The sequence below is a fragment of the Methylomonas sp. LW13 genome (assembly GCF_016865255.1).
In the GTDB taxonomy this organism is placed as follows: domain Bacteria; phylum Pseudomonadota; class Gammaproteobacteria; order Methylococcales; family Methylomonadaceae; genus Methylomonas.
The window spans coordinates 3,465,927-3,488,323 of sequence record NZ_CP033381.1; the positions used below are offsets into that span (position 1 = coordinate 3,465,927).

At 53.1% G+C, this 22,397-nt stretch carries 17 protein-coding genes; 11 read left to right on the top strand and 6 right to left on the bottom strand.

Features of this window, described 5'->3' with window-relative positions; translation table 11 throughout:
* Window positions 1-85: 85 nt before the first annotated feature.
* From htpG to recN, 4 genes are all read left to right on the top strand, one after another.
* Window positions 86-2,023: a molecular chaperone HtpG gene (gene htpG, locus JL719_RS15680; RefSeq protein WP_033155249.1), complete on the top strand. Its 1,938-nt coding sequence runs from the start codon at window positions 86-88 to the stop codon at window positions 2,021-2,023.
* Window positions 2,024-2,152: 129 nt separating this feature from the next.
* Window positions 2,153-2,953 carry an abortive infection family protein gene (locus tag JL719_RS15685; RefSeq protein ID WP_033155250.1) on the top strand — a complete coding sequence of 267 codons (801 nt, stop codon included), beginning with the start codon at window positions 2,153-2,155 and terminating at the stop codon, window positions 2,951-2,953.
* Window positions 2,954-3,741: 788 nt separating this feature from the next.
* The gene (locus JL719_RS15690) at window positions 3,742-4,623 is read left to right on the top strand and encodes an NAD(+) kinase (protein WP_033155251.1); all 882 of its coding nucleotides are present in this window, start codon (window positions 3,742-3,744) and stop codon (window positions 4,621-4,623) included.
* Between the two features lie 4 nt (window positions 4,624-4,627).
* Window positions 4,628-6,310 carry a DNA repair protein RecN gene (gene recN, locus JL719_RS15695; protein WP_033155252.1) on the top strand — a complete coding sequence of 561 codons (1,683 nt, stop codon included), beginning with the start codon at window positions 4,628-4,630 and terminating at the stop codon, window positions 6,308-6,310.
* Between the two features lie 7 nt (window positions 6,311-6,317).
* Here the strand turns inward: recN and JL719_RS15700 are convergent, their stop codons facing one another.
* Together JL719_RS15700 and JL719_RS15705 are read right to left on the bottom strand one after the other, a co-directional pair.
* Window positions 6,318-7,229: a DMT family transporter gene (locus JL719_RS15700; RefSeq protein WP_033155253.1), complete on the bottom strand. Its 912-nt coding sequence runs from the start codon at window positions 7,227-7,229 to the stop codon at window positions 6,318-6,320.
* A gap of 207 nt (window positions 7,230-7,436) precedes the next feature.
* Window positions 7,437-9,044, bottom strand: coding sequence for a methyl-accepting chemotaxis protein (locus tag JL719_RS15705; RefSeq protein WP_033155254.1), 1,608 nt, complete (start codon window positions 9,042-9,044; stop codon window positions 7,437-7,439).
* A 323-nt stretch (window positions 9,045-9,367) separates the two neighbouring features.
* On the opposite strand from JL719_RS15705, the gene JL719_RS15710 reads away from it, so the two are divergent.
* Both JL719_RS15710 and JL719_RS15715 read left to right on the top strand, forming a co-directional pair.
* Window positions 9,368-11,881, top strand: coding sequence for a DUF2339 domain-containing protein (locus tag JL719_RS15710; protein WP_033155255.1), 2,514 nt, complete (start codon window positions 9,368-9,370; stop codon window positions 11,879-11,881).
* A 2-nt stretch (window positions 11,882-11,883) separates the two neighbouring features.
* Window positions 11,884-13,266 (top strand): DUF3999 family protein, encoded by a 1,383-nt coding sequence (locus tag JL719_RS15715; protein WP_033155746.1) that lies wholly within the window; start codon window positions 11,884-11,886, stop codon window positions 13,264-13,266.
* Window positions 13,267-13,380: 114 nt separating this feature from the next.
* On the opposite strand, the gene JL719_RS15720 is transcribed toward JL719_RS15715, so the two are convergent.
* From JL719_RS15720 to JL719_RS15730, 3 genes are all read right to left on the bottom strand, one after another.
* A complete protein-coding gene (locus tag JL719_RS15720; protein ID WP_033155256.1) occupies window positions 13,381-16,275 on the bottom strand; it encodes a hypothetical protein in 2,895 nt (964 codons plus the stop codon).
* A gap of 428 nt (window positions 16,276-16,703) precedes the next feature.
* Complete coding sequence (locus tag JL719_RS15725) at window positions 16,704-17,060, bottom strand: hypothetical protein (protein WP_033155747.1); 357 nt, start codon at window positions 17,058-17,060, stop codon at window positions 16,704-16,706.
* Between the two features lie 32 nt (window positions 17,061-17,092).
* Window positions 17,093-17,542 (bottom strand): tellurite resistance TerB family protein, encoded by a 450-nt coding sequence (locus JL719_RS15730; protein WP_033155748.1) that lies wholly within the window; start codon window positions 17,540-17,542, stop codon window positions 17,093-17,095.
* 181 nt (window positions 17,543-17,723) lie between these two features.
* Here JL719_RS15730 and JL719_RS15735 point away from each other — a divergent pair, with 181 nt between their 5' ends.
* A complete protein-coding gene (locus JL719_RS15735; protein ID WP_033155258.1) occupies window positions 17,724-17,909 on the top strand; it encodes a hypothetical protein in 186 nt (61 codons plus the stop codon).
* 257 nt (window positions 17,910-18,166) lie between these two features.
* Here the strand turns inward: JL719_RS15735 and JL719_RS15740 are convergent, their stop codons facing one another.
* Window positions 18,167-19,057, bottom strand: a complete 891-nt coding sequence (locus JL719_RS15740) for a LysR family transcriptional regulator (protein ID WP_033155259.1) — start codon at window positions 19,055-19,057, stop codon at window positions 18,167-18,169.
* 165 nt (window positions 19,058-19,222) lie between these two features.
* On the opposite strand from JL719_RS15740, the gene JL719_RS15745 reads away from it, so the two are divergent.
* The 4 genes from JL719_RS15745 to JL719_RS15760 all read left to right on the top strand — a co-directional run bounded on the left by JL719_RS15745 (window position 19,223) and on the right by JL719_RS15760 (window position 22,378).
* Complete coding sequence (locus JL719_RS15745; protein WP_033155260.1) at window positions 19,223-19,942, top strand: pirin family protein; 720 nt, start codon at window positions 19,223-19,225, stop codon at window positions 19,940-19,942.
* 6 nt (window positions 19,943-19,948) lie between these two features.
* Window positions 19,949-20,527, top strand: coding sequence for an antibiotic biosynthesis monooxygenase (locus JL719_RS15750; RefSeq protein WP_033155261.1), 579 nt, complete (start codon window positions 19,949-19,951; stop codon window positions 20,525-20,527).
* 110 nt (window positions 20,528-20,637) lie between these two features.
* Window positions 20,638-21,462 carry a helix-turn-helix transcriptional regulator gene (locus tag JL719_RS15755; RefSeq protein WP_051669601.1) on the top strand — a complete coding sequence of 275 codons (825 nt, stop codon included), beginning with the start codon at window positions 20,638-20,640 and terminating at the stop codon, window positions 21,460-21,462.
* 250 nt (window positions 21,463-21,712) lie between these two features.
* Entirely contained in the window at window positions 21,713-22,378 is a 666-nt protein-coding gene (locus tag JL719_RS15760; RefSeq protein WP_033155263.1) for a hydrolase, read from the top strand.
* Window positions 22,379-22,397 lie beyond the last annotated feature (19 nt).

Sequence of the window (22,397 nt, forward strand, 5' to 3'; positions counted from 1 at the left end):
AAATCCACGTAGCGGGCGGACTTGAAAAATAAAATTATCATCCCCAACTCGCCCGAGTCCACTTTACAACCAAATGAGTATAGACATGACTGTTGAAGCAAACAAACAAACCCTTGGTTTTCAAACCGAAGTAAAACATTTGCTGCACTTGATGATTCACTCCTTGTATAGCAACAAGGAAATCTTTTTGCGCGAGCTGATCTCCAACGGTTCCGACGCCGCCGACAAATTGCGCTTCGAAGCCCTGGCCAATGACAGCTTGTACGAAGGCGATAGCGAACTGAAAATCCGCGTCGATTTCGACGAAGCCAAAAAGACCATCACCATTACCGATAACGGCATCGGTATGACGCGCGAAGAAGTGCAGGACCACATCGGCACCATTGCCAAATCCGGCACCAAAGCCTTCTTCGAAAGGCTGACCGGCGACCAAGCCAAAGATAGCGAACTGATCGGCCAATTCGGCGTGGGTTTTTATTCGTCGTTCATCGTCGCCGACAAAGTCACCTTAACCACCCGCAAAGCCGGCGCGCCAGCCAGCGAAGGCGTGCGCTGGGAATCCGACGGCCTGGGCGAGTACAGTATCGAATCGATCGACAAAGCCGGCCGCGGCACCGAAATCGTCTTGCATTTAAAAGAAGGCGAAGACGAATTTTTAAGCGCCTGGAAACTGCGTTCGATCATCAAAAAATACTCCGACCACATCTCCCTGCCGATCATCATGAGCAAGGAAATCCCGGCAGAGAAAGACGAGGAAGGTAACGAAACCGCGCCAGCCCGCGTCGAAGACGAAACCGTCAACAGCGCCTCGGCTCTCTGGACCAAGTCTAAAGAAGACATTACCGAAGAACAGTACAACGAGTTTTACAAACACGTCGGCCACGACTTCCAAGACCCATTGGCTCACGTCCACAGCAAAGTAGAAGGCACCAACGAATACACCTTGCTGCTGTACGTACCGGGCCGCGCGCCGTTCGATTTGTGGGACCGCGACGCCAAACACGGCGTCAAGCTGTACATCAAGAAAGTCTTCATCACCGACGACGCCGAGCAATTGATGCCGCGCTATCTGCGCTTCATCCGCGGCGTGATCGACACCGACAGCCTGCCGCTGAACGTCTCGCGGGAAATTCTGCAACAAAGCAAACAAATCAACACCATCAAAGGCGGTGCGGTTAAAAAGGTCTTGGGATTGTTGGAAGACCTGGCCGAAAACGACGCGGAGAAATACCAAAAATTCTGGGAGCAATTCGGTAACGTCATCAAAGAAGGCCCGATCGAAGACCACAAAAACAAGGACCGCGTTGCCGGCTTGTTGCGCTTCTCATCGACCCACACCGACGACAAAACCCAGAACGTCTCGCTGGCCGACTACGTCAGCCGGATGAAGGAAGGCCAGGAAAAAATCTACTTCATCACCGCCGACAGCTTCGCCGCCGCCAAAAGCAGCCCGCACCTGGAAGTGTTCCGTAAAAAAGGCATCGAGGTGCTATTGCTGACCGACCGCATCGACGAATGGCTGGTCTCCAGCCTGACCGAATTCGACGGCAAGCACATGCAATCCATCGCCAAAGGCGAGCTGGACCTGGATAAATTCGACACCGAAGAAGAGAAAAAACATCAGGAAGAAGTCAGCAAGGACTTCGAATCGGTGGTCAAACAACTCAAAGAGGTACTGACCGACAAAGTCAGCGAAGTCAAAATCAGCCACCGTCTGACCGACTCCCCGGCTTGCCTGGTCACCGGCGCTTACGACATGAGCCTGCACATGGAGCGGATCATGAAGGAAGCCGGCCAAGCCGGCGGCATGTTCGGCATGGGCGGCAACAGCAAGCCGATCTTCGAAATCAACCCGGACCACGCCATCGTCCAAGCCCTGAAAAACGAGCAGGACGACGCGCGGTTCGCCGACATCAGCCATATATTGTTCGACCAGGCCATCCTCAGCGAAGGCGGCCAGTTGGACGATCCGGCAGCGTTTGTGCATAAGTTGAACGGATTGTTGCAGGGGTTGTTGAAGTAAGTTGTTTGATTGTAGAAAGGCCGGGAAACCGGCCTTTTTTGTGGTTGTCGCGCTAAAGTGGTCAGTATATCCGTTAACTTTTGCCGACAGACAGATCCTTTTAATTGCTTATAGTCGTCTGAACCTTCCATGTCTAACAGCATTCCCAACTCAGTCATTGGCGCCGTGTCATCAGTCATCGCGGCGCACTATTACAGCCATTCGAAATTGAACGCCCTGTTCTTAGAATGCGGTGCACCCGGTGATGCACCAGAAGGCAACTGCGAGACCAAGTGCACAGCTTGGCTTAAAAGATGCAACAATGATCCAGCTATAGATGCACTCTCCGTGCTAGGACAGGTAATTCAGAGGTTCATGGACCTAGAACCCTCGGATTTGCAGCCGAACATCGCCGAAGGCCAGAACCGCATTCGGGAGAGCCTTTCAAAGAATCAACTTACCTATCAGATCAACGGCTATGTGACTTTAGCCGGAGCGTGCATCACTGCAAAGACTCTATCCGACTACCTAAAGCAAGGTGACTTTGCGTCTATTGAGGCAGAATTTGCGCGCGCGATCACTCAGCTTGAGCGAGATCCTCAAGCTGCAATAACCGCTGCAAGCTCAATCGTGGAAGCGCTCTGTAAAACGTACATTGACACCTTTGCACTCGATATGCCTACCGTCCAATCTATTTCACCGCTCTGGAAGACCGTTCAGACTCATTTGGGGTTGAACATTGACCCAACTCTGAGAGACGATCAGAAGAAGATTCTTCAAGGCGTAGCTTCAATAATAGATGGCGTCGGCGCCTATCGAACGCACATTGGTTCAGCACATGGGCGCGGGGTCGCGCCGCCCAAGATTAAAGTAGCCGAGGCACGCTTGGCAGTTAACGCAGCACATACTGTCGTCACATTCGTAATGGAACGCTGGCACGCAGGCGCATAACCCCTTGAGCGGGACGGGTTTTCCTCGTTCCCACGCGCCGCGTGGTAATGCAGGGCTTGGCCGCGCTGCGGCACAAATTCACCGCAGCGCGGTACATCTGAGTTCCCACGTGACACGTGGGAACTAGCAAGTAGTAAGTAGCCTCGATGCAATCGAGGATTCGAAGGCCAATCCCCTACCGTTTGTCGACGTTGCCCTGATGATCTGATGGCCAATTTTCCCAATTTCCGTCGTGGGCTTGATAACCGGATGGTCGTCGCCCTCGATTCCGCTGGCGCTCCATCGAGGCTACACTTGACTCGTGTCAAATTGATTTTCCTCGTTCCCACGCGCCGCGTGGTAATGCAGGCTTGGCCGCGCTGCGGCACAAATACACCGCGGCGCGGTACATCTGAGTTCCCACGTGACACGTGGGAACTAGAGCAATTTAGCCTACTTAACGATAAATTCCGGAGTGGAGTCTCTCCCGTATGCCGCGCCGAGCACCGGAGCTTTCGGCGGGATCAGCCCGAAGGGGTGCGGCAGGGATGCCGCACGTTGACGAAGGGGCAGTAAGCCCCTTTCGTCAACCCCCGGCGAAAGCTTCGGCGTGCAGGATCAAAGCGGCATCCGGGTGGCCTTTTCTTTGGACACTTTCTTTTGGCCAAACAAAAGAAAGTGTCGCGGTTGTCGGTCCGCGAACCGACATTAAATCAATCCGTCGCGCCAGCGACATAAATCACACAAGGCTACCGAATAAAAACACAATCCCCTATAATCGAACTTACTCAAAATTAACCACCCCAACCATGCCAAGCCCCTTCCAGCGTATCGGTATCATCGGCAAATGCGGCGATCCCGGTATTGCCGTGACGCTGAACGAACTTTTCCGTTACCTAAAAACCCGTGGTCACGACATTGTCGTAGACAGCCAAAGCGCGGAGTTAATAGCCGGTGAAAATATAAATGGCGTGCATATCGAGCGCCTGCCGGAATTGTGCGACTTGATTATCGCCGTGGGCGGCGACGGCACATTTCTGGCCGCGGCCCGCGCCGCCGCCGATTTTGAAACACCGCTGCTGGGCGTTAACCTGGGCAGGCTGGGCTTTTTGGTGGATATTTCGCCGGAACAGTTGTCCACCCGCCTGGATAAGATTTTGGCCGGGGAATTCAAGACCGAGCAGCGCCAATTACTTAGTACTCATATCATCCGCGATCACGAAATCATCCACCAGCAAACGGCCGTCAATGAGGTGGTGGTACACCGCTGGGTGACGCCGAGCATGATAGAGATCGTCACCAGCATCGACGGCGTGTATCTGAATACCCAGCGCTCGGACGGCCTGATCGTCGCCACGCCGACCGGCTCTACCGCTTACTCGCTATCGGCGGGCGGCCCGATTCTGCATCCCGCTTTGAACGCGCTGGTGTTGGTGCCATTGAACCCGCATACCTTGTCTAATCGGCCCATCGTCATCGACGACAACGTGGTCATCGAAATCCGCTTCAGCCAGACCAAACAGATCAATGCGCTGGTGACTTGTGACCACATGGAGATTCCGGACGTGCGGATCAACGACAAAATCGTCATCAAAAAAGCCGCCAAACCGATTAAAATTTTGCATCCCGCGGATCACGATTTTTTCCATACCCTAAGAAGCAAACTCAACTGGAGCGGCTACCCCGCCTAAGGCCATGCTGTTAAACCTGAATATTATCGACCTAGCCGTTGTCGACGCGCTGGACTTGGACTTGGACCCCGGCATGTCGGTATTGACCGGCGAAACCGGCGCCGGCAAATCGATTTTATTGACCGCGTTGGGCCTGGCCTTGGGCGACCGCGCCGATTCCGGCTACGTGCGGCCGGGCAGCAAGCGCGCCGAAGTCAATATCGAATTTGATCTATCCAAGGCACCTTTGGTCAAACAATGGCTGATCGATAACGAACTGGACGACGACGGCCAATGCATGATCCGCCGCACCATCAGCGACGACGGCCGTTCCAAGGCTTATATCAACAACCGCCCGGTCAATCTGCAAACCCTGCAAGGCCTGAGCCGGCAATTGGTGGAAATCCACGGCCAACACGCCCATTTGACCTTGCTGGACAGCGAAGAACAGCGCCGGCTGCTGGACGGTTTTGCCGGCAATCAAGCCTTGCTGGACGATCTGAATACCTGTTACCAAAACTGGAAACAGGCGCATAAGCAACTGCAGCAATTATTAAAAGCCGGCAGCGACCAAGCCGAGCGCGAGGAATTGCTGCGTTATCAACTCGACGAGTTGCAGCAACTGGATTTGGAAAATTTCGATTACCAAGCCCTGGCCGACGAACATCACAAGCTGGCCAACCTCGGCAAAATTCTCGGCGTCGGCCAACAACAGCTGGATGTTTTGTACGACAACGATCAACAATCGGTGGCCGACATGCTGGGCCATGTGATTCATGCCATCAACGAACTGGCCCAATATGCCGGCGAACTGAACGGCGTTGCCGAGTTATTGAGCGATGCCGAGATTCAGATCGGCGAAGCCACCCAGCAATTGCGCCGTTTTCTGGAAAACCAGGAAGCCGATCCGCAACAACTAACTTGGCTGGAAAACCAGATCGGCGTGATTCAATCGCTGAGCCGCAAGCATAAAATCCAGCCGGAAGAATTGCCGGAATTGGCCGCGCGCTTTGCCACGGAACTGGATAACCTCAGCCACAGCAGCGAGCGCATTGAAAGCTTGAATACCGATTGCGAGCGGCTGTTAAGCCAATACCGCAAATTGGCCGGAGAATTGTCCACCAGCCGCCGCCAAGCCGGCACGGAGTTGCAGCAACGCATTTCCGACGCCATCAAGGAACTGGGCATGCCGCACGGCGAGTTCCTCGTCAATCTCCGCACGCCGGAAGACGCAGAACCGCAACGCAACGGCGTCGACAGCATCGAGTTTTTAGTGAGCACCAACCCCGGTTTGCCGGCCAAGCCGCTGGCAAAAGTGGCGTCCGGCGGCGAATTGTCGCGGATTAGTTTGGCGATCCAGGTCACCACCAGCACCGACAAGACTACGCCGACGATGATCTTCGATGAAGTCGATTCCGGCATCGGCGGAGGCATCGCTGAGATCGTCGGCCAAAAGCTCCGGCGTTTGAGCAAGAACCGGCAGGTCTTATGCGTCACCCACTTGCCGCAAGTTGCCTCGCAAGCGCATCAGCATTTATTCGTCGCGAAGAATCAAAAAGCGGCGGTAACATCGTCCACGGTTCGCCGCCTCAGCGAAGACGAACGAGTCAACGAAGTGGCCCGCATGCTGGGCGGCGTAACGATTACCGAAAACACCTTGGCGCATGCGCGGGAGATGCTGGTATCGGGCGGCTTGGCGTCCGATTAACGGCCCCTCACTTCCACGACAAACTCAATACTCCAACCATCACCAACGCCGCCCCGCCTATCTGCGCGGGCGTCAATTCTTCACCCAACACATAACTGGCCATAAACAAGGTTGCCACCGGCCCCAGCGAGCCGATCAACGAGGTGTGACTGGAACCTATCATCTTGATCGCTGCCGACAGCATGAACACTGGCAGCACCGTCGAGAAAATCGCCATCAGCAAGCTCAATTGATATACCCGCATCGGCAGCAGCAAAGCCTGCGGCGGATGGGTGAGTAAAAATTGCGTCAGCGTCGCCGCGCAAGCCACCAGCATCGCGTAAGCGGTAAAGCGTGAAGCACCGATGCGGGCCACCGTTTCGCCGGTGCCGATCAGATAAGCCGAGTAAGTCAAGGTGCTAGCAAACACGAAGCCGGCTCCCAGCAACAGATGTTCAGACTGAATATTGATTTCGTCGAAAAACACCACGCCGATGCCGGCGTAACTGAGCACCAGCGCCACGACTTCCTTGCGGCCAAACGGTTTGCCCAACAGCAACGCCGACAGCACGACGACCATGGTCGGATACAGGAACAGAATCAAGCGCTCCAGCCCGGCAGAGATATATTGCAAGCCGACAAAATCAAACAAACTGGACAGGTAATAACCCAGAAAGCCCAATATCAAGAGAGCCAGATAATCTCGCCGGTTTAATGGCCTAAGATCCTTTTGGCCGGCATGCCGCCACGCAACGATTAAAAAAAACGGCGCGGAAAACAGCATGCGTAAGGCCAATAGCGTCAATGCATCCACCGGCTGGTAATACGCCAGTTTGACCAAAATGGCTTTGCCGGAAAAACCGATAGCCGCCAGGGTGGCCAGGGCAAAGCCGAATAAACGGTTGCGGTTGAATGCTGTGGTGGATTTAGTCGTTGCCATTAGGCCTCCTGAGTGATGCGGGCCTTAGGCGAGTGTCGAAGCAACTGCGGCAAGACCCGCGGTTGCTTGATTGTTTAGAAAAACGCAAACACCACGGCGGTAGGCAATGCCCACAGCCATAGGTGTCTGTTTTTTGTATCGATAGGATTACTCATGCACGAACTATATAAGCGGGCTGATGCCGCTGTCAATCGCTGCTGAACACGACTATCGCTTGAACTGACTCACCAACTCATTCAATTGCGCGGCCAATTTCACCAATTCGTTACTAGCGGCATTGGTTTGCGCGGCATCCTGCGCGGTGCGTTCGGTCAGTTGGCCGATATTGGCAATACTTTGCCCCACGTGCTGCGCAACGCGGCTTTGATTATCGGCCGCTTGCGACATCCGCGAGTTCAATTCGCGGATCTGCGTCACCCGCTCGGCAATCGCGCTTAGACCCTGGTCGGCGCTTTGCACTTGTTCACGGCGCTGCTCAGCGCTGTTTTTGGCATTGTTCATCACCGTGACCGCGTCTTTGGCTTCGCGTTGCAATTGATCGATGATGCTTTGAATTTCCTCGGTTGCTTTATGCGAACGTGTAGCCAAGGTGCGGACTTCATCGGCCACCACCGCAAACCCGCGCCCCTGCTCGCCGGCTCTGGCGGCTTCGATGGCTGCATTCAAGGCCAACAGATTGGTTTGCTCGGCCAGGCCTTTGATCACATCCAACACCGCACCGACACCGTTACTTTTTTGATCCAGACGTTTGATCACTTCAGCGGCTCTGTCGATTTCATTCACCAGTTCGTTGATACCGTTGATGGCATTTTTGGTCGTCGCAGCGCCTTGCGCGGCCTCCTGATCGGCTTCCACGGAAGCTTGCGCCGCACCGGTCGCCCCGCCGCGCACGTCTTGCACAGAGTTCTCCAGTTCGTGTATCGCTTGAATCACCGTCTCGGTTTCGCTGCGTTGTTGCGTGGCCGCTTGCGAAGTTTGTCGGGCCACACCGGATATTTGGTTGGTTGCGGACGCCAATTGCTGACTGACCGAAGACACCTGCCCCAAACTACCGGCAAAATTTGCCAACATGGTATTAAACGACTCGCTGACCTGGCCGATTTCGTCGCCGGAATCGACTTGCAATCGTTGCCGTAAATCCGACTGTCCGGCAATGGCGTTAACCGTGTCGCGCATCGCCACTAATGGATTAACCACAATCTTGCGCATCAGCATATTGACCAGCAAGAGGCCGCCGGCAAACATCACCAAGGAGATAGCCGAAGCAATCACCAAATCGCGATTAATCTGCGCATCGAGATTTGCCAGTGAAAAACTCACCCGCACCGCTCCCAACACTGTCCCCTCGCTCACCGTGTGACAAGTGAGACAGTTGGTGCCGCGAAAATTGGCGCTAGCCTTAACCGGCTCCAGCACGGTGATCAGGCGTCCGTTTTTGTCGTTACCCGGTTGAATGATGCTTTCACCGGCCAGCGCGCGATCATCCAAATTATCAACGGGTCTTTGCTCGGATTTACCGGGACCGTAAAAATCGGTAATTTGCTTGCCACGAATTAACCGCACTTCCGTGACATTGGTATGCGAAAGGGCTTTATCGCGCAATACTTCACCCTGCGCCATCGCGCCGGTCAGCATTAGGGTATTCACGCCGTCGAAATAACTATTGGCAATATCCCGAGCTTTATCTGTCGCCAGCGTTTGTATCATGTCTTTTTGCCGTTCCGCCATAAATAGCGTGCTGACAAACATCAGCAACAAAAATACACTGGCTATGCTTAGCAATATTTTGGATTGGATTGTGGAGTTCTTGTTCATGAGATCAGCCAATGTATTGGAATGTGTGGTTATACACCTTGGGTTGTCGGCAGCTCCTGGAAAATCTATATGTAATCCTAAGCTTACCCTTGTAATCCATGCATCAAGCATAGAACAAATCCTTGCCACACGGGCCATATATAGCAATCAGAGTAACAAGCGGTTATCCTGAATAGTGACGCCGCTCACGAATACGACTACTTTTGCAAATTGGCGCGTAACCCAGCGCATTTGCCGCTTCACGCAGAAGATCTGGCCGTGACCTGAAAAGCTTGCTTGATAACCCAAATAACCCACCGTTTGCCCAGCCTTGGAGAGTTGCCGTGGACGATTTTTTCGGTTTTATCGCTTTTGTCCTGATTTTGGTGCCCATCGTAATAATCGCGATGTTGACCGTTTTAATGGGCCGCCAAAAACGTAACCAGGATGACATTAATCAGACCCTGCGGAAGATAGAAGCGGCACTACGCGAGGACCGCAAACTGCTGCGTGAGCTGGCAAACGCGCAAGTAGTGCCTACTCACGAAACACCGCCGCAACCCGCTTTATTCGAAGTGCAAACACCGGCAACGGAACAGGTGCTATTCGATATTACCCCCAGCCAACTCCCTACCGAACTGGTGCCACCGGAACCCCCAACGACGCCGGAACCGATTGCGGAGCCAGCCCAGGAAAATCCCTGGAGTCAAAACACCTGGCAACCCGCCGAACCCAGCCGTTTCGAACTGGCGGCGCAGAAAGTCCTCAAAGAAATCTGGAACTGGATCATCGTCGGCGAAGGTCACCGCCCGGAAGGCGTGGCGATGGAATATGCGGTCGCCAGCAACTGGCTGCTGCGTATCGGCGTGTTGATTTTGGTGACCGGTATCGGCTTTTTCCTGAAATATTCCATCGACAACGGCCTGCTTGGCGAACAGGCGCGAGTAGCCTTATCAGTGCTGGCCGGTGTCGGCATGATTGTCGGCGGCGTGCGTTTGGTCGGCGGCACCTACCATCTGTTCAGCCAGGGTTTGCTGGGCGGCGGCATTGCAGTGTTGTATTTCAGCGTATTTGCCGCGCACAGTTTTTACCATCTGCTGGACGTCTACCCGACTTTTGCGTTGATGATTTTGGTGACCGCCTGCGCGGCGTTTTTAGCGATCAAGCTGGACTCGATGCTCGTCGCCATCTTCGCAATCATCGGCGGCTACTGTACGCCCATCATGCTCTCCACCGGTCAGGTCAATTTTCCCGGACTGTTTAGTTACATGTTGCTGTTGGGTACCGGCATCCTGGCGATCAACTGGTACAAGCAATGGCATTTATTAAATTTCCTGAGCTTTTTCTTTAATTACCTGTTGTTCTTCGGCTCGATGCAAAACTATCAGGTCGAGTATTTCTGGCAGGTCTTGCCGTTCTTGACCGGCTTTTTTGTGCTGTATTCTACAACGGTGTTTTTGTTCTGCCTGGTCAATCAAACCAAATCGACCCTACTGGATTTAATCGGCCTGATCGTCAATGCCGCCATCTTCTTCGGCACCGCCTACCATCTGATCGACGACGCCTACGGGCAAATCTGGACCGCCTTGCTGACCGTGGCATTGGCGGCGTTTTATGTCGGCCATGTCTATTATTGCCTCGCGCGGAAGGTGGTGGATAAGGAACTATTGATCAGCTTCATTGGCTTGGCGGCATTTTTTGTGACCATCACCCTACCCTTGCTGCTGTCCAATCAATGGATTACCGTCAGCTGGTCGTTGCAAGCCTTGGTAATGCTGTGGATGGCGGGCAAATTGCGCAGCGCGTTTTTACAACAAGTGGCATATCTACTGTATGCGTTGGTGCTGGTGCGTTTTTGTTTCATCGACTTGCCCGGCCAATACGGCATGCAAATGGATAGCCAGCAATCATTCGGCGCCTTCTTGCTGGGCTTGCTGGAACGGGTAATCAGCTTCGGCATACCCATCCTGTCGCTGGCCTTGGCCTACACGCTGATCGAAAAACCGGCACCGGCTTCACCACTAGCCTGCGATGCCGGCAACGATGTGCCGCTGTGGCTGAAAGACAATCTGCTGTTGCAAATCATCCTGCTGGTCGGCGGCGGATTGTTGTTTGTGGTACTGCAACTGGAGTTGTTCCGCAGTTTTGCCTATCTGTATCCACCCTTGCAATTGCCGGTATTGACGTTGGTCTGGCTGGCCATGTGCTGGCTATTGTTGACCCGTTACGTGGCCGGTACGGGCGATTGGCTGCTACAAGCGCTTCGGCTGTTCCTGATCGGCGTGTTCCTGAAGATGCTGTTGTTCGATCTGCCGTCCTGGGACTTGACGCTGGGGCATATCGGCGTCGGCGACAGCGTCTGGACCTTGCGCTACGGCGGCGGCTATTCCTTCGAACTGGCATTGATGCGTTTGCTGGATTTCGCGGCGACCATAGCCTTTTTGCTGTTCGCCTTACGCCGTCTGGCGGACTACGAAACCGACACCGGCAATATCCGCCAATGGCTGGGTGGCGCGGCGCTGGTCTTGTTATTTACCTTTTTAAGTCTGGAAATTAACTCACTCTTGTATCAATATGTGCCGGGTTTGCGTTCCGGCGGCGTATCAATCTTATGGTCGATATTTGCGTTGACACTGGTATTCAACGGCATCAAGCGGCAAATTGCCGGACTGCGCCTGGTCGGTCTGGCGCTGTTTGCCTTGGTGGCCTGGAAGGTGTTTTTCATCGACCTGGCCCGGTTGGAACAAATTTACCGGATCGTCGCCTTTATCGTGCTGGGCATGCTAGCGCTGGGCGGGGCGTTTTTTTACATGCGTTATCAACAAACTTTTATCGGCAATGCCGAAAACAAAACATGATCATGATCGCCAAATTTGCAGTGTTATGCTGCCTGTTTTTGACCCAGGCTTGGGCCAACGAAGCGCCGGCCTTCCGGTACAGCCGACCAGCACTGGCCCAAGATAACGGGCAACAAAGCCTGCTGGCCGTTCCGCTGGACAGCGCGGTGTATGCCAACACCGCCGCCGACTTTCGCGACTTGCGCCTGATCGATCAAAACGGCGTCGAAACGCCTTATTTGCTGCAAAAAATCGCCAGCCGGAAGACCGTCAGTAAGCGCGTGGCCAGCACCAGCAAGACCATCGATTTGCAAAAATTCGGCGACGAGGACGAAGGCTTCGTCGTGACCGTGCAACTGGACAAAAACGCCGCCAACGCCGACGGCCTAAGCCTAGTCACCAACCAACATGATTTCGAATACGCCTTGCAGATTCACGGTTCCAACGACGGCCAAAACTGGCAATTGCTGGTCGAGAGAGCGCAGATTTACGATTATTCGCGTTATATGACTGTTGGAAACCGCGACGTCGAGTTGCCGGCGAATAGCTACCGGCAATTTAAAATCGTCGTCGCCAAAGCCAGCCAAACCCGGGTGGCCGAGCTCTTGGAACTGACCCGCACCGTGCGCGGCGGCGAAGAATTGCAACGCCAGGAAACCACGCAACAGTTCAAAGAACCTCTACATGTCGAGCGTATCGAGCTCTGGCACAACGCCAGCGAAACGGTTGCCGACACCGATCAACAATTTGATTACCCGGCCGGTTTTAAAATCAAACTCGATGCCGAGCAAAAAGCTACTATCATCGACGTAGACACACTGCGGCAACCACTGAACGGCTTGAAGCTGCAAATCATGACTCCAAACTTCAGCCGCCAAGCCGAAGTGCAAATCCCGCTGACGCAAGGCTTGGAAACCCAAATGCGCACCATCGGCAGCGGCACCCTGGAAGCTCTGCATTATCAAGACATCAATCGCGAGCAAACCACCATCAGCTTTCCGGAACAACGGCAATCGCGCTACCGCATTGTGATTCGTGACCAGGACAACCCGGAACTGCATATCAACACCGTCGCCGGCACCGGTCTCGGCTACCAATTGCTGTTCTTGCCGCAAACCGGCCTGAGCTATCAAATCCAATACGGCGCCGAAGCCGCCGAGGCGCCGCACTATGACACCGCACCGATCCAGGAATTATTACGCCGCGGTTACCAGAGCAATCGAGCCGGATTGGGGCCGGAAGCCGAGGCCACAATCGGCGAACAACACTTCAATGTCGCTAAACTGCTGAACAGCTCTTGGTTTCTGGGCCTGGTCATTACCTTGATGGTGGTCGTGCTGGCGTGGAGTTTGTTTCGGGTCGGCAAGCGCGTTGCCAATCTGTCTGATTCAACTGAGCGGGAATGAAGTGCGCTGTGATACCCCAGCAAATAAAAAAATGGGCGGATAAGCCTAGCGTCATCCACCAATCAACATAAATTAAAGCAATGCCACAGTGTCGACACTTGGCATCGCTTCGCCCTACTCCCCTTTTACGCTAGCCGCGCGATGGAGGGTGTGGCGGCGCGACTTGGCCAGTATGCCCAGCAAACCGCCCAGGAACAGCCAAGCCGTAGTCGGCAGCGGCACGGCGGCGACCCGCAGACTGCCGTTGGTTGCCAAGTTGGAAAAGTCGAGTAGCTTGCGGTCTATGCCGGCGACGCTGATGCGGTCCGGGTTTAAACTGCCGCTGAAGTCGGCGAAGTCGAATAACTTGAAAACATCGCCGGCGACCGGCGTGAAGTTACCGCCGAACACCAAGGACAGGGTGCCGTTAAAATCAAAATGGCCGATATTCAGTAATTGATCGTATTGGCTGCCCGGCTGATTACCGAAGATTTCCATCGTCAGCACCGAACTGGCACCAAAGCGGAGGCTGCCGCCGTGGAAGTCGATGGCGGCCGGGCTGTTGCCGGGATTGTAGCCGCCGCGAAAAACAACGTTGCCGCCAAACCCACCGGCGCCGTTGACATCGTTCAGGAAAGTCAAGGTGCCCCTCGATCCAGTCACCAGACCGTTGTTGGTGAAGTCGCCCAGAATGCTGGCGCTACCGGTGTAGCTCAGAGTGTCACCGTCGCCCAAATCGATGCCGTTGATGCTGCCCAGTTCGCCGCCCTTGCCCAAACTGGTGGAGACGCCCAACTGGGCTTTATCTTTATCCAGCAACGTCACTTGATTTGAGCCGACATCAAGCTTGCCGCCAAATTCGAAACCTTGATTGGAATTGACGTTGCCCAGCACCAGTTTGCCGCTATTGGCGCGGATGGTGTTGGCCGCCGTGCCGCCGCTCACTGTCGTTGTCAGCGTGCCGTAACCGGACAAGGTGCCGATGTCGTTCATATCCAGATGGCTACCGTTATGGAAGACGATTAGTCCGCCGTTCACTGCCAGCGTGCCGGCCTTTAGCGAGCCGCCGTTTAGCCATAATAGACTGCCGCTGTTGACGTTCAGGCTGTTGGTCACCGCCAAGGTTTTGCCGCTGGTCAGGGTCGTGAACGGGCTAGAAATCTCACTACGGCCCAAGGTCACGCCGTCGGCACCGGTGACGCTCAAGGTGCCGGCGAGCCAGTTAAACTGCCCGCCAGGCCCAGGGCGAACGTCGTCTTGATTGACGACTTCGAGCGTGCCGCCGTTCAGATTCACGACGCCGGTGCTTAAAATGCGTAAGCGTCCGCCAACCGAAACTAGGCCCTGGTTTTCGATATTAAGCAGCCCCTTTCCACCCCGGCCGATCAACAGATCGCCTTGGTTGCGCCATTGCGAGCCGTCGCCGTTGACCATAACCTTGCCCAAGCCGCCGATGGCATTGCCGATGACCGCGCTTGCGCTTTCCACTTTTCCGCCATTTTCCACATTCAGCGTGCCGGTGCCTTGATTGCCTACCATTAGTCTATCCCGGACAGTCCATGTCGACCCTTGGCCTTTGATGCTTGCCACCCCCACACCGCCACTGGCATTGCCGATAGTGCCTCTGTCGCTTTTCACGCTGCCGCCGCTATCGACGACTAAGATGCCATCACCCTGATCGCCGACCAACAGCTCGCTTTTGTTAAGCCATTGGGCGCCCAAACCCTGCACGTTTACCCGGCCGATACTTTGCGATTTTGCGCCGACGTAACCGAACTGGTTGCTGACGGTGCCGCCAGGACCGACGAGTAACTCGCCTCTGCCGCCGCGCTCGTATCCAACCGACAAATTGCCGATGATCAGCATACTGGAGCCCGAGTCCTCGATTAAAACTTCGCCCTTGCCCTGATTGCCGATAATGGTAGATTGGCTTTCCATGCTCCCGCCCTTGACGATATTCAATTCGCCCGCACCTTGATCGCCGATAACGCTTTGGCCGCTTACGACCATGCCGCCGTTAGCGATTTTCAAACTACCTTGGCCAGGCGAACCAATAAACAGGCTCTGATTCGTCCACCGCGATCCGGCGCCGTCGATGGTGACTAAGCTGGGATGCATGGAGTTACCGCCACCTATGGTGCTTTTGCCGGAGTTCAACACACCGCCATTGGTCACGCTCAGCGTGCCTTCACCAAGATAGCCAATGTGCAGATCGTTACTATTGGTCCAACTCGATCCCAGGCCATCGATGGCCACTTGGGCACCGTTGCCGAGAGACGCCGTCTTACTGATCACCGAGCCGGAATCGAGGATATTCAGGATGGCTTTGCCGTGCGTGCCTACATTCAAGTTCCCGCTATTGGTCCATTTCGATCCCGAGCCTTGGACGGTCATTTCCGCCGTGCTTCCCTGGCCGGCGCCGATGACAGCCGAGACACTGTCCAGCGTACTCCTGCCTTTCACCAGCAATTGTGCTTGTCCGGTTTCGCCGAGCATCAATGGGTTATCGCCGGCGGAAACCCTGGCGTAGCGTAGCAAGGTCAGGGAATGGTCGCGCAAACCGGCGAGTTGATTCACTTGCAAAAAACCGCCGGGGATATTGCCGCCATCCCATATCTGATCGGTGCCGATGATGATCGGCATATTGATGGTTTGCAGATTGCGGCTGGCGTTGACGATATTGCCGATGCTGAAGATGAGATTGCCGTTTAGGGTAAACGCCCTGGCGTCGGCCGCAAAGGTCATGCCCTTGATGGCCAGGCCTTCCGGACCGTCGTTAAGCGGCGTCAACCGGGTGTGGCCTTTGAAGACCAAGTTATCGTAATGTTTCGGCAGCAATAATGGGTCGTTGTTTAGCCAGTTGGTATTGGGATGAAGGAAATCGTTGTTCGAGAAAAACCAACTGTCGCTGTCGCCGCTGCCGTCCCAAACCAACTCAGAGGCAAGGACGGGGGAGGTCAAAAGGCTATTGGCTAGGATGCCGGCCAAGGCCAGCGCTAATGGGTGGGCTTTGAAACAAGGGCGGGACATGGTGCTGCTCCTGAGTAAACGTAAAAAGTATGGTCTCGGAGGCGGTTAGTCGCTAACCGATGTCCGATGGTTGGCGTTTACTGGTCATTTCTTGTGCCAATTGCCGCGTGTTTGCGGCTATTGCCCTGTAAGCGATTGTTTTAAGGTTGTTTTGGTCTTGTCGTTTAAGGCAATTCAGGTTGGCGGCAATGAGCCAGCGGGCGGAAGCGGCGACGATATGTCGTTCGAGTGACGAAATATCGTTGATTGCCGGGCCGATCAGCCCGGTACGCAAGGCCTAGCTTTTCGCTTTGGTCAACATACTCGTGTTTGAATGGTAAGTGGTGCTTACACCACTGCTGGCGTTGCCGAGACGTGGTTTCCAAACTCCCGTTTGCAAACCAGAAAAAGCAGGATTTCAGACTGTTAAAAATCTTTTCCAACGCACCTTATTCAGCCATCAACCCGGCGATTTGGGCTTTGGCGTTACATTGGCCGATGGCCTCGGCTATCTGAGACGGCGTGAGTTTATGTTTAACGGCAACCGTTCCATACCAATCGAATGCTTGATATTCCTTTTGCGCAAATGTGGCGATCTGGCATTTTTTAGCGGGCGAGTTGGCAAACGGCATTGGGCTATCGGCCGGCAAGGGTTCCATGCCTTCCGAGCTAGGTGCGTAAATCAAAAAATCGCCGTTCATCGCCAGGACTGCGCGGTATTGCTGGGCGGTGGTGAAATACAAATCACCGACCGCAATATCAGCTTCTGTTAGCCACAGATTTTTGTTTTTCTTAGTCTTTTTCATGGGGTGATTCATTTAAACAGGTATGGGGATTTTCAAGTATCGGGATTAGCGCGCAGTTTGGCCAGAATAAAATCGGTGTGCGAGACGCCAAGCAGGTCGGCAATCTTCCGCACCAGATACTCCTCTTGCGGGTCGATAGTGCCGTCGGCATAAGCGATTTGCCAGAGGGATTTAACAAACTTTATCTTTTCCTCAGGACCAAGGCATTGGTTGATTGTTGAGGTAAATTCGTAATAATCAACCGCCTGCTGACGCTTGTGTTGCGCCTTGGCCATCAAGGCCTCAGCCTGTTCGGTGGAGAGCGAAAAGCACTTTTGCACCAAGGACAGGATTTTGGTCCGTTCGACATCTTGACAGACATCGTCCATGGTCATCATTTCGGTCATTAAGGCAGTCAAAGCCTCTTGAAGCTTTGCTTCCGCAGCCTCCGGTGACGGTAAGGACAGGTGTTTTTCAAAAAACAGTTTAATTTGCTCGAGCATATTGGGTTTGGCATACATTGCAGATAATTAAAGAACCCGTTAATCCTATTACACGGCCCCTATTTCCGAAGATTGTCATTCCGCCCAGGATCGCCATAATCCAAATGCCATCGCGTGGTTAAGGCAGCAATAAGAAACCGGCAATAAAGTGAAATCTCCCAAGCTAACCAGCCTAAGCGTAATGAACACTCAAACCGCCAAAATCGACAATCACAAAGCCAAGTTGCCGAAAAAGCTTTATATCGCAACCGATGGCTCGTTGAAGTCATGCGTTACCGGGCCATTGCTGGAGCTGCCTATCGATTTTCAGGCGTGGCCGCCAATGGACACCAGCAACATCGTTTTGTTTGTCAGCAAAGCCGCGTAGAAGGCTGGTGAAAAACTCACGAATATTTCCCCTTACCCACGGTAACCTTGATTTTTTTGCGCTGAAATTGACCACGAAGTCGAGTTTCAGCGGTTATGCCCCCTGTTTGGAGAGCTTTTTATTCGCCTGAAGCCGTCTTTGAGCGGTTTTCAGGCGTACTCCACTCCGGTTTCGGCGTGAACCCAAAATGAGTTTACCGCGCCTCCGATAACCGGTAAAGCCGACGCTAAGCTTGGGCAATAGCATGCGCCGATATTTCAAACGTCGCTTAACAGCGGCCGGCTTAATGTTTGGTACCACCAACCGGCCGCTTCACCTTTATTTGCGGTGCGCATTGCCAGCCACACCGGTTCCGGCGGACGCGCTTCCTCAACCTGCAATTCCATCAGCGATCCGGTTTCCAGCTCTTGGGCGATTAATCGGCGCGGTAAAAAGCCAAAGCCCAATCCGGCCCGTTGAAATTGGATTTTGGTGTCTATATTCGGCACCGTAATGCGTTTTTGCCCGGACAATAAACCTACTGTTTTTGCCGGCAGCGACCGGGCGCTGTCGGCGACGGCGATAACGGTATGTCTATGCAGCATGTCGGTTTTAATTGGCTGATCCGCTGCAGCCAACGGGTGGACGGGCGCGACGCAAAATGCAAAATCCACGGTATCGATCTGCCTGACTTGATAGCCGCTCCAATTCGGACAATCGCCGACGGCTATGACGATATCAGCCCGTTCCTCACGTAATGCCTCCCATACCCCGCTCATCACTTCCGTGGTGAAGCGAATGCGGGTTCCGCATTCCAGGGTATTAAACTCATGCAAATCGTTAATAAACACCCTGCTGGGTATCAGCGAATCAAACACCAGGGTCAGTTCGGCTTCATATCCGGAAGCGATTTTATATAACCGAGATTCGAGGTCGCCAAAGGCGTGCAATAACAAACGCCCTTCGTTTAACAAGGCATTTCCGGCCGGAGTTAGCGAAAGCTTGGGGCCATTGCGTTCGAATAACTTCAGATTCAATTGTTCTTCCAATTTGCCGACGGCATAGGAAATGGTGGAGGGTACGCGATGCAGCAGTTCCGCCGCGCCCGACATCGATCCGGTGCGGTCGATCGCATCGATAATTTGAATAGCTTCCAGCGATAACTTCATTAGAACTCCAAAACCACTTTCGAAAAAATCGAATATTAAAAGCAAAATAACTCGTTTTAAATACTAAAAACTCAGGAGTATTCTAATTTCACTCGCTTAAAACCCCAATACTCCATACAAAAGCTGAGTGAATGTTAATTCGAAATTTTTGAAAGGAGCTCGATCATGCTGGAAATTCGTCCCGCCCACCGCCGAGGTAGCGCTCATTTCGACTGGCTATTCTCAAGACACACTTTTTCCTTCGGCAATTACTGCGATCCGCAGCAAAGCGGATTTTCCGATTTGTTGGTAATCAACGAAGATATCGTGCAGCCGGGTAAGGGCTTTGGCACGCATCCGCATCGGGACATGGAAATTTTTACCTATGTCATCGACGGTGCGCTGGCGCACAAAGATTCGATGGACAACGGCTCGGTGATCGAAGCCGGCGACGTTCAGTTAATGACTGCCGGAACCGGCGTGACTCATAGTGAGTTCAATCATTCGCAGAGCGAGTTGGTGCATTTTCTGCAAATTTGGCTGGTGCCGAGTAGCAAAGGCGTCGAGCCGCGCTATCAGCAAAGTCATTTTGGCCCCGCGCAAAAACAAGGCCGGCTGGCGCTGATTATTTCGCCGGACGGTGCAGAAGGATCATTGTCGCTTTACCAGGATGTGCGGGTTTACGCCGGCTGTTTTGATGTCGGCGAACAGGCGCAGTTAACGCTAGCGGATAATCGTTATGCTTACGTGCATCTGGTACGCGGCACTTTGACAGTGAACGGTACAGTGCTGCACGCTGGCGATGGCGCCCGCATCCGCGGCGAGCGCCTAATCGACATACAACAGGGTCACAATGCCGAAGTGTTGGTGTTTGATTTACGCCCGCATGAGAAACCCAGCCGGTAGAGCGCCATGAACGAAATCAGCCAAACGTCGCCCAACAACGAACAAGTTTTTTTCGCCATCCGCCATCGGCTGAAAAAAGGTAAGCGCAACCTTCAGCAATACGAGCGTTGGTTAAGCAAAATCATGCCGATCGCGGCGAGCTTTCCGGGGCATTTGGGCGTACAAGTCGTCCGGCCGCCGGACGGCCACAACGAGTATCTGATCGTGGTGCGCTTTGCCGGAATCCAGGCCTTGGAATTCTGGCAGCGGTCTCCGGAACGCCAGCAGTTGCTTCAGGAAATTACCGGGATTCTGGACAGCGAAGAAGCGATCGACATCAAAACCGGCATCGATTACTGGTTTACCCCGCCGGCGGTGGGTAAGCATCCGCGGCGTTGGAAACAATGGCTGGTGACGACGTCGGTGATCTGGCCGTTGACGATGTATGTGCCGCCAGCGATAGAACCCCTGTTTGTAAAGTATCCGCAGTTAGGAGAGTTCGGCATTCGCCAGGGTGTATTGGCTTTGGTTATCGTCGGTTTGGTGGTGTATTTGATTATGCCGCTCTATGTCCGGCTAATCGCGAAATGGTTTTTTAAAAGTTAGCGTCCGAATTATGCCTAGGGCGCAAGTCAACGGCAGAGGACTGTGGCAATCGTTACCGCAGTCCTGGCAAAGCCTATTAAGACCACTTTAATAACGGGACAGACTGAATTATGGGACAAACTCCTTCCAGCAAAATACTGAACTGGCAGATTGAAGGTTGCCATTTTTCTCGCTTCGATATATCGCCCGAGCAGTCGATTTCACTGGAAAAAATCTTTCACGATGAAATTGCCATTATCGGTTTTTCCGGTGTGGTTTGGAAAAGCCGGCAAAATGGTCAGAACTATCTTGAAACGCCAAATTGTCTAGTGATGCGCGATGCGGGGCAAATATTCTCCCTGAAATCGGCTTTTATAAACAAGGACGGTGCAATTTGTCGCGAAATCAAAATAAGTCCTCGGCAACTGATCGATTATTGCGAAAAACACGAGTTAAGCAAGTTTGTATTGGATTTCAAAAATCCGATTATTGATAACCTGTATTTACGAAATTACTTTGCCGATACGCATAGAGTTTTAGAAGCCAGCCAATGCGCTCTGGAACAATCGACTTGTCTGGCGCTATTCGTAAATCGGTTTTTGCAGCAAGTGACAGGCAATCATTACCGTTGCCCGCACTTATTAAAGCCTTGGAAAGTGAAAATATCCATTGAATATTTGCGGACTTTTTATAATCGAAACATTTCGCTGAACGAGCTTTCGGAAGTCACTAAATCGAATCCGTTTGTGCTATTAAGAAATTTTAAAAAATGCTTGGGAATTACGCCCCACGAATATCTGCAAGCGTATCGAATTATTCAAGCCAAAAAGTTTATTTCTACCGGAGTCGCATTAACCGATGTTGCGACATTGTGCGGTTTTGCCGATCAAAGCCATCTAAATCGCGTGTTTAAAAGAAAGGTCGGAGTAACGCCGGGCCAATTTCGAAACGTCTAATTGTTATTGTTTACCTGCCGAATTATTGTCGTTTTTACGGTAAAAATAGCATAGGCTTTGTAGCACTTTTCCTACCGGCTCCTCCATGTTTCGCTTTGCCTTTTGTTTACAGGAGAGATATTAAACCATTTTATTTATACGTTAATTTTTAAGAAAAAAGTCAATATTGTTCAATACCCAAGTCTTAGAACTTGGTCAAATGCAAGTCCGTGAATTCTAACTTAATCAATTTAGTTTAAAGGAGCAATCAATGAGCGCAGCCACCGAAAAACTTATTACCCCCGATAATTGTGCGTTTATATTTATCGACCATCAACCGCAAATGGCTTTTGGCGTGACCAGTATCGACCGCCAATTACTCAAGAACAACACCGTTGCGATGGCCAAAACGGCCAAGTTGTTTAATATTCCTACCGTTCTCACCGCCGTCGAAACCGAATCCTTCAGCGGCTATATTTGGCCCGAGTTGATGGATGTGTTGCAGCAGGACCCAATCGAACGTTCCAGCATGAATAGCTGGGAAGACGAGGCCTTCGTCGCCGCCGTTAAAAAAACCGGACGGAAAAAATTGGTGATGGCTGCGTTATGGACGGAAGCTTGTCTGATCTTCCCAACCATCTGCGCGCTGGCGGAAGGCTATGAAGTCATCATGAATACCGATGCCTCGGGCGGTACTTCGCTAGAAGCGCACAATGCCGCCATCAGGCGCGCCGAACAACATGGCGCGGAGTCGATCACCTCGCTGCAGGTACTCTTGGAACTGCAACGCGATTGGAGTCGTAAAGAAACCTATGTCGGCACAACGGATATTGCCCGGGAACATTTTGGCGCGTACGGCATGGGTATCGACTATGCGGCCAGCATGGTGCACGACTATGGGCAACGCGCCAAATATCCGCACAAAGTCAATAAATAGGCAGTATTCCGTTCGTTAA